The following is a 12,645-nucleotide window of genomic DNA, read 5'->3' on the forward strand; positions in this document are numbered from 1 at the left end:
CTGGCGACGTTCGGTCCGTCGCGGCGTTGGTCCGAGCCTTGCCGAGCTGCGCCGGGACTCCTCGGGAGGGGGACGGAGGCCCACGCGGTACAGGACCTTCGGCCCTGATCAGGGCGCCGGACCCGGCGGGAAGGTGGAAGCACGACGAGAGATCGACCAGTCGTGCGACGACGTCCTCGCCGGTGCCGTACCCGCCCGCCCCCGTCTTCGAGCCTCAACCTCCTCCACAAGGACACGAGTATGTGCAACTACTGCGGTTGCCGGGACTTTCCGCTGATCGGCCGCCTGTCCCAGGAGCACTGGGACATCGCCGAGTGCGCGGGAGCGCTGCGCCGCGCCATCGGCGAAGGCCGGCACGGCGAGGCCAAGGCGATCCTCGACGAGCTGATGTCCCGGCTGATCCCGCACACCGCCGTCGAGGAGAGCGGGCTGTTCGCCGAGCTCCGCGCCGACGGGCCGCTGGCAGAGGAGGTGGAGCGGCTCTGCGCCGAACACGCCGGCATCCACGGCGTGCTGGGAGCGGTCGACCGGGCCGCGCCCGACTGGCCCGCCGTTCTGGCGGCCCTGGACCTGCTGCACCAGCACATCGATCACGAGGAGCACGGGCTGTTCCCCGCCGCCGTCATCATGCTGCCGCTCGCGGCCTGGGACCGCATCACACCGGGCCAGGCCCCGGCGCAGACCGGATAGCCGGCACATCCGAACGGCCCGGCAGGACGAGTCCGGACGGTGTCCGTCCACGCGGTGACCATCGCTCGCTCCATCGACCGGCCGATGTCCCCGGCCGCCGGGCAGGCGAAGCCGGCGGCGTTCCGCGCCGAGGAGGTGCTGCCGCACGCCGCGGCCGAGGAGAGGACCCTGTACGCCGCCGCGGCGCGCACACGGCGTCGATCTGGGAGCTCTTCTCAGTGACGCGCACGAGATCACCGGCTGAACCGGCCTGCGACTCCTGCCGCGGGTGGATGGCGAAAGGGCCGATCATCTCACTGGCCGGTCACCTTGAACAGGCCGTGCGCGCCCGCCTCGGCCTGGCGCATCGTGTGGTCGACCACCGGGTAGGTGCCCGCCTCCGGGAAGAGTGTCTACCAGTCGCCGCCCTCTTCCTCGTCGTCTTCGAAGACCTCCTCGATGATCTCACCGGCCACGAGGCCGCCGACAACGCCGGCCGCACCGGCGGCGGCCACCCCGCCCCAGCCGGGGCCGCGGTGCTCGTGATCGTGGTGGCCGTGATCGCCGTGACCGTACTCGGCGTGGCCGTAACCCTGGTGGCCGAAGCCGGCGTGGTGGCCGCCGTACTGAGCGAGGCCGTCCAGCCAGCGGCCGATCTCGCCGGGCCAGTCGGTGTGCATGGCGTCGTCGTGGCCGATGGTGAAGCGCCCGATGGCGTCACCGGAGAAGCGGCCGGCGCGCTTGTCGGCCTCCAGGATGACCTCCAGGCCCCCCGGGCTGGTGATGAAGGTGAGCTCGACCTGCCCGATCACGCCGGAGTGCTGGGGCGGCGGGTAGAACTCGATCTCCTGGTAGAACGGCAGTCGCTGATCGGAGCCGAAGATCTGGCCGATCTCCAGGTCGGCGGACTCGAACTGGAAGCCGAGGTCCAGGAACGCCTGCAGGACGCGCAGCTGAGAGGGCAGCGGCTCGACGGAGACCATGTCGAGGTCGCCCTTGTCGACGGCCTTGGCGATGGCGACCTCGGTGCGCACGCCCAGTGCCATGCCGTGCAGGGGCCGGCCGCTGATCTCGCTGATCGGCGTCTCCCAGGGCACCGGGATGCTGAAGTCGATGGCGCGGCTCTCACCCTTGCGGAGAGTGAAGGGCTCCGAGACCTGGGCGCGCAGGAACTCGGCCGCTCCGGCCGCCTCGCCATCGCCATGTTCGAGCTCGGCCCTGGCCACCAGACCAAGGGTGATGTGCTCGATCTCGGCGTCGAAGTCACCGCCGTTGAGCCGTACTTCGCCGGTGAGCGTCCCGCCTGGCTGGGTGCGTTGAGTGGTCAGGACGGTGTCCACCGAGGGGGCGCCGACACCGAAGGCGCCCAGCATCCGTTTGAGGACCACGGGTTACTCTCTCCTATCGAAGATGGATGGCATGTGTCAGCCACCTCGCCTGAACGATCAACATCCGGGCGAGGTTCCCGCGAAGCGGAATCCATCTTCGCGACAGAGAAAAGGCGACAGTGAATAGACGGAATGCAGTAATTTATGGCCGCTTAAGTAGCTCTATGAGGTTTGGCCGGGTCGGACGTCACCGAAGGTCGCTGTCAAGGGTTGTTGCGGGAATCATCGTGGTGGCCGGCATGAACGGCGGATCTACGGTGAATGGCTACTCCCGGAATGCCGGAAATGCCAGCATGGACCGACAGGCAGCCCGCAGATCCTCTGGCAGCCGCGCGTAGTCATCGAACTCCCTGCTCTCCTACGCCGGGCTGTGATCCGGCTGGGCCGCGCCCGCTCCAGCACGTCCGCCTGGCTGCCCGGCAGCTGGCCGTGCGCTTCGGACTCGCCGATGATGTGGCCGAGTTCCTCCAGCGTGGCGCCGTGGTGCAGCTCCTCGACGGGCTCGATGCCGACCGCCCGCAGCAATTTCCGCCTCGAAGAGTTCCCTTGGGCGCAACCTGCGGCTCGGCGTTCACTTGACCGATGCCGTCCGTGGCTTGCGGTAGAGCCAGACGAGGCGAGGTTCGAGAAGCCATTTGAAGAGCGTCCGGGTCTCGGGAAGGCACAGGGCGATCGCGAGGGCGAAACAGGTACAGCTGATAGCCAGGACGCCGAGCGGACCGTGCAGCCAAGGGAGGCTCAGCCAGCCCATCTCCTTGGCGATGAGCACGGGCACGCCGTGCAGGAGATAGCAGTAGAGCGTCCGGGTGCCCATGTCGGAGAACCACGTCTGGCGGCGTGGCACCAGCGCCAGGATGGCCGCCGACATCACCAGTGCGGCGATCAGCAGGCCGGCCCGCACCCCCATGCCGACCCACCAGGACATGTGCATGTCCTGGTAGCTGTCCTTGAAGTAGATCGGTGCCAGCTTGACATGCGGGGCCATCGCGATCGCCACCCCTGCCGCGCCGGTCAGCACGCCGACCGCGGCCACCTTGAGCCAGGTGCGGTCGAGCATCTCGAAATGCCGCGGCTGCAGTTGCAGCCCGAGCACGAAGAACGGCATCAGCCCGAAGAACCGGTCCATGCTGAAGTCGCCGGGCAGGTCGGAGAAGCCCGCCAGCAGGTAGACGGCGACCGCGATCGGCAGCGGGTGGCGCATGCGCTTCCACACTGGCGTGGAGAGCCGCCACAGCAGCAGGGCGAGCAGGTACCAGTTGAGCCAGGCCGGGTCGATGATCGTCAGGCTCCACTTGTGGCCGAGCGCGAAGCGGAGCACGGCGTAGCCGATCTCCACGATCACGTACGGCACCAGGAAGGTGTCGACGAGCTTGTTCGTCTTGGCGTTGGAGTTCCAGAAGTTCCGGCTCAGGTAGCCGCTGATGATGACGAACAGCGGCATGTGGAACACGTAGATGAACAGGTAGGCCGAGCGCGAGGAGTGCGCCGACAGCGTCGGCACCAGCGCGTGCCCGGTCGGCACCAGCGCGATGAGCAGGAACTTCACATTGTCCAGGTACGGCTCCCGCGGCCGCTTGCCAGCGGTGGGTGGTCTGTCGCGCTGAGCGGCCGGAGACATCACTGCCATCGCGCTCACGCCGGACGATGGGGTTGCCGGGGCGGTGGAGGCGGGACGGCTGATGCTCACGGGCGCTCGGATCTGTCGAGGAACGATGACGAGCAGGTGACCTTAGCGGTGTTGTCTGAGAGAACGCTCATAGTTCATCGGCGCTACGGCATACCGGAGACTGTTCTACGCGTGAGCATGGCTGTATCCGGAATCGTCTCCGCCATCGTCATCGGCGCCCTCGGGCGATTGGTCGTGCCTGGACGGCAGAGCATCGGCATCCTGCTGACGATGCTGATCGGCATTGTCTCCGCCCTGGTCGGCACTGCGATCGCCGCAGCCCTGGGGGTAGCGGTCACCAGGGGCGTCGACTGGATCGAACCGGTGATCCAGGTCGTTGTGGCGGCGGTCGGAGTGGCCCTGGTGTCAGGTCTGATGGGGAGGCGCGGCGCCTGACGGTGGAGAGCGCGAACTCACGTCAAGTTGGCGGAGCCGCGCAGGTTCCGGAACATGCTCAGAGTTCGTCCTTGCGCGCGAGAGTGACGAGGTGTGACCTGTCCGCTTCGCCAGGTGACGTAGGTTTCGCATTGCTACGGTAGCGCTCATGGGACATCGGAAGAACCGGCGTGATCTACCATTTCGCGATGTTAGGTATCCGCCGGGGTTCCTGATTCCCGCCTCGGTCTGCGGGCGCCGACGTCCATCCCGGTGGACCGCATCGGGCCCCGCGTCCTGATGACGTCCCCGGCTGCCCGTCTTGCGTGGCTGGACGCACTGCGGGGCATCGGGGCGACCGCGGTGCTCGCCGAACACCTGCTGCCGGGGGTCCTGCCGTCGTTGCGGCCCTACTGGTTCAACCTCGGCATCTACGGTGTTCTGGTCTTCTTCCTGGTGAGCGGCTATATCATCCCGACCTCGCTGGAACGTCGCGGGGATGTGCGGGCTTTCTGGATCAGCAGGGCCTTCCGCCTGTACCCCCTGTACCTGGTGGTCATCGGCCTGGTTCTCGCCATGAGTGTGTGGGTGCCCGTACGCGCGGCCGTGCCACGCGACGGCTCGGCGATCGTGGCGCATGCGACCATGCTGCTCGACGTGGTCGGCGTCGCCGGTCTCGCGGACACCATGTGGACGCTCTCCTACGAAATGGTCTTCTACCTGCTGGTCACCGCGTTGTTCGCGACCAGAGGGCGTACGCCTGGCGCTGTGCTCGCGGTCGGGTTCGGCGTCATCGCCTGCGCGGCGGGACTGGTGCTGTCGAAGCCTCTCCTGGCGGGTGCCTGGCTCGCATGGGGCTCGTGCGCCGTCTTCGCCGTGGCATCGGCCTGTGTGATGGCGAACAGGTTCCCCCGGACGGCGTCCTCCGTGCTCGGTCTCATGGCGCTGGTCCTGTTGTTGCTGGGCAGCGGGACTCCGTGGTTCAGCGGGGCGATTCTCGCGGTGATGTTCACCGGTACGGCCGTCTATCGATGGGAGCAGGGCTCGGGAAGCTTATGGCCGGTGGCGCTCGCCGCACTGCTGGTGTCGCTGTCTCCCATCTGGGCGATCCAGAACGGATGGTGGTGGGTCCGGCCAGATGTGTGGATCACCACTGTCGCGCTCGCCGGTTCGACCTTCGCCGGGGCGATGGCCATCCGGCGCCTTCGCCTGCCACGAGTCCTGCTCTGGCTCGGCCTCATCAGCTATTCGCTGTACCTCGTGCACGTCCCAATGCTGAAACTGCTCACCATGATCACCGGCGACATGCGCTGGTCGCCGCTCCATGTTCGGGTTCTGGCGGCCGTGACCTTCGTGCTCCTCATCCTGCTCACGAGCTGGTCCACATATCGGTGCATCGAAGCCCCCGCACAGCGCCTGGGCCGGCGCCTCACCGCGGGCGCGTCGGCCCTCGCGCGGCCGGGTCGGACTGCGGCGCGGTTGTGAGGCCTGCGCGGCTCGGTGACGATGATGCCCCACCGGTCAGCCGAAATGTCGAAGTCTGCGAAGGTGCTCTACTTTCGCGCTCGCGGCCGATGATCGCGCAGGTCAGTCAGTGTGTGTGCTCCCCGCGCACGCGGGGATGGGGAACAACGACCAGCTGTACTACTGCTGCCGCTACCCCGCCGAGTACGCCCTGGCGAACAAGGTGGACCATCCCAAGACCGTGTACCGTCCGTGCCGGTTCAGCCCGTCCACTCATCGGTGAGCCGGGCCAGATTCGCTTGGTGGCGCTCGCGGGCGAGACGCTCACCGGTCAGCGTCGACAGGTCCACCTCGATGCCGCCGTCGAGCAGTCGCGCGTCCGCCGGATGGGCCAGATGTCGCTGGAATCTGGGTATGGGCAGGCGCACGAGCGGATCGCCTGGTATGCATGCCGACCCAGAACAGCAGGGGCGAAGTCTGCCGTTCGCGTCCCATCAGCCGGTCCAGGTCGCCGCAGGTGTGTCGGATGGTGCCGGTCCCCGGCCAGGGGCCCACCCACGTGGGTCGTCGACGAGCCGCTATCGGTGGATGTCGTGTCGCCCCCGCCCGGCGGTGTCCGCTCATCCCGGGCGTCCTTCTCATGACCTCTCGCTAAACCTTGTTCGCACAACACGGCTCACGATGGATAGTGCGACATGGGCCATCTTGCTGATCCGGCCGCCGCCGTTGAGGCCTTCGACTGCTCCACGTGCGAGGCGCCGGCGGGCAGCGCCTGCCGGACTCGGGGCGGCAAGGTCGCCCCGAAACCTCAGTGGCTGCCGGACAGCTCCCCTGACAAGGTGGCGTGCATGCGAGCGCTGGCCTGGTTGAGACCGATGATCCGCACGGCCTTGCCGCGGGCGGCGTACTTCGCTTCGACGGCGTCCAGAGCCGCGACGGAGGAGGCGTCCCATATGTGGGCGTCGGTCAAGTCGATGACCACGTCGTCAGGGTCGCCTGTGTAGTCGAACTGGGAGATCAGGTCGTTGCTGGAGGCGAAGAACAGCTCGCCTGTGACGGCGTAGACGACTTGGCCCCCGTCCGGATCGACGACGGCCGAGACCTCGGCCAGGTGCGCCACCCGGCGGGCGAAGATGACCAGGCCGGTCAGGGAGCCGGCGACGACGCCGATGGCCAGGTTGTGGGTGGCGACCACGGCCGCGACGGTGATCACCATGACGCCGATCTCGCCGGCCGGCATGCGCTTGAGCGTGGCCGGCGCGATGGAGTGCCAGTCGAAGGTGCCGACCGAGACCAGGATCATGACGGCGACCAAGGCGGCCATCGGGATCTGGGAGACCAGCGGGCCGAACACGATGCACAACACCATGAGCATGACGCCGGCGGTGAAGGTGGAAAGCCGGGTGCGGGCGCCGTTCTTGACGTTGATCATGGTCTGGCCGATCATGGCGCAGCCGCCCATGCCGCCGAAGAAGCCGGTGACGATGTTGGCGATGCCTTGGCCGATGGACTCGCGGGTCTTGGAGGAGTGAGTGTCGGTCAAGTCGTCGACCAGCTTGGCCGTCATCAGCGATTCCATGAGCCCGACCAGGGCGAAGCCGAGCGCGTACGGGGCGATGAGGGTCAGGGTGTCCAGCGTGAAGGGCACGTCCGGCAGGCCGGGGATGGGCAGCGCGGAGGGCAGCGCGCCGCGGTCGCCGACGGTGGGCACGGCCAGGTGGGCGCCGATGGTCAGCGCGGTGAGCGCGGCGATGGAGATCAGCGGTGCTGGGATCGCCTTGGTCAGCCCGGGCAGGAAAACCATCAGCGCCAGCGCGCCGCCGACTAGCGGGTAGACGATCCACGGCACGTCGACCAGCTCGGGCACTTGAGCCATGAAGATCAGGATGGCCAGGGCGTTGACGAAGCCGACCATGACGCTGCGCGGCACGAACCGCATCAGCTTGGCCACGCCCAGCGCGCCTAGCGCGATCTGGATGAGGCCGCCGAGGATAACGGTGGCGACCAGGTAGCCCAGGCCGTATTCGCGGGCCAGCGGGGCGACCACCAGGGCGATCGCGCCGGTTGCCGCGGAGATCATCGCGGGACGGCCGCCGGCGATGGCGATGACCACGGCCATGGTGAAGGAGGCGAACAGCCCGACGCTGGGATCGACCCCGGCGATTATGGAGAACGAGATCGCCTCGGGGATCAGGGCGAGCGCGACGACCAGGCCGGACAGGATCTCGGTGCGGGCCACCGAGGGCGTCAGCCAGGCGGGGCGGGTGGGCCGCAGGCGGGCGGCCAGGGTCGCGGACGGTCGGGCGGGCACAGATGAGTGAGGCAACAGGCGTCCTTTGAACGTGGAGCGGCCCCTTGTCGGGGGCAGTGGGCAGCAGGCCACCGGCCGTTGGCGCGGCGGCGGCAGGTGAGGAAGCGGCCGGGTGAAGGGGCCGCGAGGGCACGCTCGCGGGCGTGCCCGAGTCAAAGGAGGGCGGCAGGCGCCGGGCGACGACAACGACGACGTCGGCGGCGCTGCCTCAGGTAGGTCACGGCGGGCAGCAAGCGGTGGTGATCAAAGGTATGCGCGCGTCGATGTTCCTTACCTCGTGACGGGGGTGGCGCTCGTGCCGGCACAGATGCATGTCTGGGGACCGAGGGCGCCAGGATGGTATGTCTGGGTCTGTGCCGGAACGTCATAATGCGGTCTGGCCATCGGAAACTCTACCTTAACGTTAGAGTAGAGATCTGGCGGGGGCGAGTGTGCACGCCTGCACCGCCGCCACCCGTGGAGCAGTGAGGTTGTGCGAAGGATGGACGTATCGGCGCTTTCCGCCGCCGAGGGCGAGCTTCCGGCTGAGCCGAGCAGTGGCAGAGATCACAGCGAAGCTCGCAGCGGAGGTCATATGCACATCGGGCAGGTGGCGGCGCGGACCGAGCTGTCGTTGCGGACCATCCGGCACTACGACGAGGTGGGCCTGGTGCGGCCCTCGGCGCGCAGCCAGGGCGGCTTCCGGCTCTACACCGAGGCCGACGTGGCCCGGCTGATGGTGATCCGCCGGATGAAGCCGCTCGGCTTCACCCTGGAGCAGATGGGCGAGCTGCTGGCCGTCACCGACCGACTCGACAACAGCGGCGCGGCGGCGGCCCTGGAGGCGGCAGAGCGGGAGCAGCTGCTGGCGCGGCTGGGCCGCTTCGAGCAGGCCACCCGCGAGCGCTGCCAGGCGTTGCGCACCCAGTTGGGCCGGGCTGAGGAATTCGCGGCCGACCTGCAGCGCCGCGCCGGCCAGCTGACCGGCGGCCCGGCCTGACCGGCGGCCGAGCTCACCTGAACCGCGCAGCAGGAGCTGCAGAGCCAGTTGGACGCGCTGGAGGGCGCGGGCTGCCAGCTGATCTTCTCGGAGAAGATCAGCACCCGGGTCAAGGTGCGGCCGGAGTTCACCAAGGCGATGGAGTGCGCGCGCACGATCAAGACGGCGGTGCCGCACCATCAGGTGATCTTCACGGTGCACAAGATGAAGCGGCTGGGCCGAGGCGCGGCCGAACTCCTGGTCATCGTCGAGGAGTTGCGCCGGGCCGATATTCAGCTGGACCTGCTCACCGGCCCGCTGCAGGAGATCTACAACCCGTCCGAGCACGGAGCGGCGCTGTTCGCGTTCTTCGCCAGGATGGCCGAGTCCGAGCGGGAGTACATCTGCGAGAAGTCGCTGGAGGGCCGAGCCTCAACCCGTGAACGCGGCCGCCACGGCGGGCAGCCGGAAGTGTTCAACGACGACATGATCTCCTATGCGCGGACGCTGCGGGCCCGTGGCGTAGCGGTCCCCGACGTCGCCCGCAAGCTGGTCATCCCCACGGGTGGGCGGCCTCCCTCCGTCGCCAGCGTCTACGTGTGCTGTCCGACGGGGAGGCGGGTGAGGCTCAACCGATCAGCCGCCGGCCGTGCTGAAGTCCGCGATCGGCCTTCTCATGCTGGGCGGTAACGATCCCACCGGCCAGGCGGACGCATTCGCCACAGATCTGTACGCCCGGGCCGTGGACCATGGCGCGGTGCGGGTCGGGGCAGCCGCAAAGTGAGCAGGCGCGCTCACCTCGGCCGGGTTTGGCGAGCTTGCGAGCGCGGCGGCCGGGTCGCGGCGGGGACGGTATCCACTCGGCGGGCTCCTTCTTGATGTGGGCGGCTTCGATGTCGAGGTCGTCCAGGATGCGGCGGGCCGAGCAGCCGGGGTCGGTGGCCAGGACGAACAGCCGGTGTTCGGTGCTGGCCAGGTTCTGACCCCGGCCGGCGGCGAACCGGTGGGCCCGCATCACCGTGTCGTAGGCCTCGCCGTCCCCAACCGTCCGGGTGCCTTCGGCGGCCCCGTCGACAGCACCGTGCGGGTGCAGCAGGCGGGAGGCGCCTCGAGGACCTTGTCGTGGGTGACGCCGAGCCGGTCCAGTACGTTCGCGGCCAGGCCGACCTGGAGCAGGAAGCTCGCCCAGCATCGCGCCGCGCTGGAGGCCGGGGCCGACCCTGCCCTCATCACCCGATGGATGGCCGAGACTCAGGCGCAGCGGATAGCGGCCCAGGCCGAGCAGCGGCAGGCCGCCGGACGGCGCCGCATGTCCAGAAAGGAGATCGACGACATGGTCACCGCACTTGGAGACCTGGTCCAGATACTCCAGGAAGCCGACCCGGCCGACAAGGCCGAGGTCTACGCCCAGATCGGACTGCGACTGACGTACCGGCCCCAGAAACAGCTAGTGGAGGCCCGGATCTCTCCTGGCCCCCACATATGCAAAAGGCTGGTGTCCGAGGGGCGACACCCTCGATACGTACATGCCCTTCATCGCATCCACCGAGCTGGTCCTGCCTGTCGGAGCACGGTGAGCGGCCATGGAGCTCTCGACGGTGGATCGATGGATCCGCTACACCACGACCGCCAGCGTCGTCCTGCTGGCCGCGATCGCGGCCGTGGTCTCCTACAAGCACATGTACCAGCTGGTACTCCGTCACGGTGAGAGCGCGTGGAGCGCGGCACTGATCCCGCTGTCGGTCGACGGCATGATCGTGGCGGCATCCATGTCACTTCTTTTGTCGAGCCGCCGAGGGGCACGGGGAGGTGGGCTGCCGTGGACCCTTCTGGTGATTGCCAGCCTCGGGAGCCTGGGCGCCAACGTCGCGGTCGCCGAACCGACACTGACCGGCCGCGTCATTGCCGCCTGGCCAAGCTTTGCTCTAATCGGTGCCTACGAGCTGTTCATGGCCCAGATCAGACAGGCCTGCAAAGGTCCTTCGATGAAGCCAGGGTTCTATCGGGAGGAGGACGCCGGAGGCGGCCATCGCGGAGAGGTCTCCGAGGAGTCACCGGGAAGCGAGGCGATCGAGGGGCGCGATGTGAAGAGGAGCAAGGGGCGGTTGCAGCGCGCGGCGTGGGAGTGGGCTCTGGCCAACCGAGCCTCTGATGGCACTCTCCCATCTGGCAAGGCGATCGCAGCCAATTTTGCCAGATCAGCACGCTGGGGTCGGCTGGTCAAACGCGAGGGACTGGCTGGTGAATACGGGCGGTAATCGACATCGAAAGGAGTGATCCTACGAAGCTAGTCCGTGAAGTACGCATTCCTTCGGGCGGAGCGTGTTCGAGGTAAGCTTGATCACCTCGACGACCGGTTTTATGTTGGCTTACCGCGAGCGGCATCCGGGGTGCGAGAGTGAGCAGATCAGAGATGGCACTCCGCTTCCTCTGTGGCGCGACGCTTCCAGGGCAGGACTGTCGGATATGTCCGAGGTCTCGAAAGTGCTCTATTTTCGCTCCTGCGGCCAATAAGCGCGCAGGTCAGCCAGTGTGCTCCCCGCGCACGCGGGGATGGTCCCGGACACCGTCGTGGTGGAGGTGACCGCCTTCAGTGCTCCCCGCGCACGCGGGGATGGTCCCGGTGTGGTCCGCCTCCGCCAGGTTGACCTCCTGTGCTCCCCGCGCACGCGGGGATGGTCCCGCCTCGATGCGTAATCAGGGACCTGGGGTTCCGTGCTCCCCGCGCACGCGGGGATGGTCCCCGCCGGACCGCTTGACAAGATCCGGCGGCTTAGTGCTCCCCGCGCACGCGGGGATGGTCCCAGTCGCGATCACCGCTGCTCTGGCGGTCCATCGTGCTCCCCGCGCACGCGGGGATGGTCCCGCATCCCCGCGACGCACCCGAGACGACCGGACGTGCTCCCCGCGCACGCAGGGATGGTCCCGCCGACACGGCCACGGCCACCACAGGCGCGGCGTGCTCCCCGCGCACGCGGGGATGGTCCCGTCGCGTTTGCTGCCCCGCCCCACGGTCGCCGGTGCTCCCCGCGCACGCGGGGATGGTCCCCGGACACGGCTGCCGGACTGCTCGAACGACTCGGTGCTCCCCGCGCACGCGGGGATGGTCCCTGGTCGACCTCTTCCTTGCCGCCGGCCACCTTGTGCTCCCCGCGCACGCGGGGATGGTCCCACAGATGCCCTCCGGGGCGGGCCGGAGGGCATGTGCTCCCCGCGCACGCGGGGATGGTCCCTGGGGCGGGAACACGGAGGGGCATTTCCTTCTGTGCTCCCCGCGCACGCGGGGATGGTCCCTCGGGGTCGAACGCCGTGCGGTTCAGCCACGTGTGCTCCCCGCGCACGCGGGGATGGTCCCGGACGATGTCCGCCAGGGCGCTGCACACCTGCTGTGCTCCCCGCGCACGCGGGGATGGTCCCGCGAGGCCGACCGAGGACCGAGCACGCCACCTGTGCTCCCCGCGCACGCGGGGATGGTCCCCCAGCACCATGGCCACCTACCGCAGCCTGCTCGTGCTCCCCGCGCACGCGGGGATGGTCCCGACCGCCACATCACCAGGACGGAGGACAGCATGTGCTCCCCGCGCACGCGGGGATGGTCCCCCGCTCAACGTCGTCCACTACTGGACGCAGAAGTGCTCCCCGCGCACGCGGGGATGGTCCTATCAGAAGTCACCTCCGGGAGCCACTTCAGATGTGCTCCCCGCGCACGCGGGGATGGTTCTCGACGACGGCTGAATCCGGACCCCGTGGCGGCGGCTGAAATCTGACCCCTGCGTGTTGATTGTTACTGGTCGCTGCTGGTGTCTGCTGCTGG

13 protein-coding genes, 1 pseudogene and 1 CRISPR repeat array are annotated in these 12,645 nt (G+C 68.4%); of the genes and pseudogenes, 8 read left to right on the forward strand and 6 right to left on the reverse strand.

All coding sequences use genetic code 11. The features are described from left to right. Positions 1-240: 240 nt before the first annotated feature. Positions 241-690 carry a hemerythrin domain-containing protein gene (locus tag ACZ6QO_RS36795; RefSeq protein WP_465857961.1) on the forward strand — a complete coding sequence of 150 codons (450 nt, stop codon included), beginning with the start codon at positions 241-243 and terminating at the stop codon, positions 688-690. A 54-nt stretch (positions 691-744) separates the two neighbouring features. Further along, on the forward strand, positions 745-912 hold the full coding sequence (locus ACZ6QO_RS36800) for a hypothetical protein (RefSeq protein ID WP_465857963.1): 168 nt from the start codon (positions 745-747) through the stop codon (positions 910-912). Positions 913-1,082: 170 nt separating this feature from the next. Here the strand turns inward: ACZ6QO_RS36800 and ACZ6QO_RS36805 are convergent, their stop codons facing one another. Beyond that, positions 1,083-2,057, reverse strand: coding sequence for a sporulation protein (locus ACZ6QO_RS36805; RefSeq protein WP_465857965.1), 975 nt, complete (start codon positions 2,055-2,057; stop codon positions 1,083-1,085). Positions 2,058-2,628: 571 nt separating this feature from the next. Beyond that, positions 2,629-3,684, reverse strand: coding sequence for an acyltransferase family protein (locus ACZ6QO_RS36810; protein ID WP_465857991.1), 1,056 nt, complete (start codon positions 3,682-3,684; stop codon positions 2,629-2,631). A 177-nt stretch (positions 3,685-3,861) separates the two neighbouring features. Between ACZ6QO_RS36810 and ACZ6QO_RS36815 the strand changes: the two genes are divergently transcribed. The 3 genes from ACZ6QO_RS36815 (at position 3,862) to ACZ6QO_RS36825 (ending at position 5,845) form a co-directional block, all read left to right on the forward strand. After that, entirely contained in the window at positions 3,862-4,119 is a 258-nt protein-coding gene (locus tag ACZ6QO_RS36815) for a GlsB/YeaQ/YmgE family stress response membrane protein (RefSeq protein ID WP_465857993.1), read from the forward strand. Positions 4,120-4,371: 252 nt separating this feature from the next. Further along, positions 4,372-5,583 (forward strand): acyltransferase family protein, encoded by a 1,212-nt coding sequence (locus ACZ6QO_RS36820; RefSeq protein WP_465857967.1) that lies wholly within the window; start codon positions 4,372-4,374, stop codon positions 5,581-5,583. A 115-nt stretch (positions 5,584-5,698) separates the two neighbouring features. Further along, entirely contained in the window at positions 5,699-5,845 is a 147-nt protein-coding gene (locus tag ACZ6QO_RS36825) for a hypothetical protein (RefSeq protein WP_465857969.1), read from the forward strand. Here the strand turns inward: ACZ6QO_RS36825 and ACZ6QO_RS36830 are convergent. Both ACZ6QO_RS36830 and ACZ6QO_RS36835 read right to left on the reverse strand, forming a co-directional pair. Beyond that, on the reverse strand, positions 5,823-5,990 hold the full coding sequence (locus ACZ6QO_RS36830) for a P-type ATPase actuator domain-containing protein (RefSeq protein ID WP_465857971.1): 168 nt from the start codon (positions 5,988-5,990) through the stop codon (positions 5,823-5,825). The two genes, ACZ6QO_RS36825 and ACZ6QO_RS36830, sit on opposite strands and share 23 nt — an antisense overlap. A 380-nt stretch (positions 5,991-6,370) precedes the next feature. Further along, positions 6,371-7,888, reverse strand: a complete 1,518-nt coding sequence (locus tag ACZ6QO_RS36835) for a SulP family inorganic anion transporter (RefSeq protein WP_465857973.1) — start codon at positions 7,886-7,888, stop codon at positions 6,371-6,373. Positions 7,889-8,447: 559 nt separating this feature from the next. Here ACZ6QO_RS36835 and ACZ6QO_RS36840 point away from each other — a divergent pair. Both ACZ6QO_RS36840 and ACZ6QO_RS36845 read left to right on the forward strand, forming a co-directional pair. Beyond that, positions 8,448-8,852, forward strand: a complete 405-nt coding sequence (locus ACZ6QO_RS36840; RefSeq protein WP_465857975.1) for a MerR family transcriptional regulator — start codon at positions 8,448-8,450, stop codon at positions 8,850-8,852. 33 nt (positions 8,853-8,885) lie between these two features. Further along, positions 8,886-9,521: pseudogene (locus ACZ6QO_RS36845) on the forward strand (recombinase family protein); the annotation flags it as partial. Here ACZ6QO_RS36845 and ACZ6QO_RS36850 read toward each other — a convergent pair. Next, complete coding sequence (locus ACZ6QO_RS36850; protein WP_465857977.1) at positions 9,460-9,846, reverse strand: Clp protease N-terminal domain-containing protein; 387 nt, start codon at positions 9,844-9,846, stop codon at positions 9,460-9,462. The pseudogene ACZ6QO_RS36845 and the gene ACZ6QO_RS36850 overlap by 62 nt on opposite strands. Next, entirely contained in the window at positions 9,846-10,061 is a 216-nt protein-coding gene (locus tag ACZ6QO_RS36855) for a hypothetical protein (RefSeq protein ID WP_465857979.1), read from the reverse strand. The genes ACZ6QO_RS36850 and ACZ6QO_RS36855 overlap by 1 nt, the downstream gene beginning before the upstream one ends. A gap of 353 nt (positions 10,062-10,414) precedes the next feature. Between ACZ6QO_RS36855 and ACZ6QO_RS36860 the strand changes: the two genes are divergently transcribed. Next, complete coding sequence (locus ACZ6QO_RS36860; RefSeq protein ID WP_465857981.1) at positions 10,415-11,089, forward strand: DUF2637 domain-containing protein; 675 nt, start codon at positions 10,415-10,417, stop codon at positions 11,087-11,089. Between the two features lie 274 nt (positions 11,090-11,363). Beyond that, positions 11,364-12,553: a CRISPR direct-repeat array (repeat unit 29 nt; unit sequence GTGCTCCCCGCGCACGCGGGGATGGTCCC). The last annotated feature ends 92 nt before the right edge of the window (positions 12,554-12,645 follow it).

This window comes from Sphaerisporangium sp. NPDC049457 (assembly GCF_055586705.1).

Coding starts and splice junctions, on each gene's coding strand:
- ACZ6QO_RS36840 (WP_465857975.1), top strand. CDS start 8,448: ATGCACATCGGGCAGGTGGCGGCGCGGACCGAGCTGTCGTTGCGGACC.
- ACZ6QO_RS36855 (WP_465857979.1), bottom strand. CDS start 10,061: ATGAGGGCAGGGTCGGCCCCGGCCTCCAGCGCGGCGCGATGCTGGGCG.
- ACZ6QO_RS36860 (WP_465857981.1), top strand. CDS start 10,415: ATGGAGCTCTCGACGGTGGATCGATGGATCCGCTACACCACGACCGCC.
- ACZ6QO_RS36850 (WP_465857977.1), bottom strand. CDS start 9,846: ATGCGGGCCCACCGGTTCGCCGCCGGCCGGGGTCAGAACCTGGCCAGC.
- ACZ6QO_RS36815 (WP_465857993.1), top strand. CDS start 3,862: ATGGCTGTATCCGGAATCGTCTCCGCCATCGTCATCGGCGCCCTCGGG.
- ACZ6QO_RS36810 (WP_465857991.1), bottom strand. CDS start 3,684: ATGGCAGTGATGTCTCCGGCCGCTCAGCGCGACAGACCACCCACCGCT.
- ACZ6QO_RS36795 (WP_465857961.1), top strand. CDS start 241: ATGTGCAACTACTGCGGTTGCCGGGACTTTCCGCTGATCGGCCGCCTG.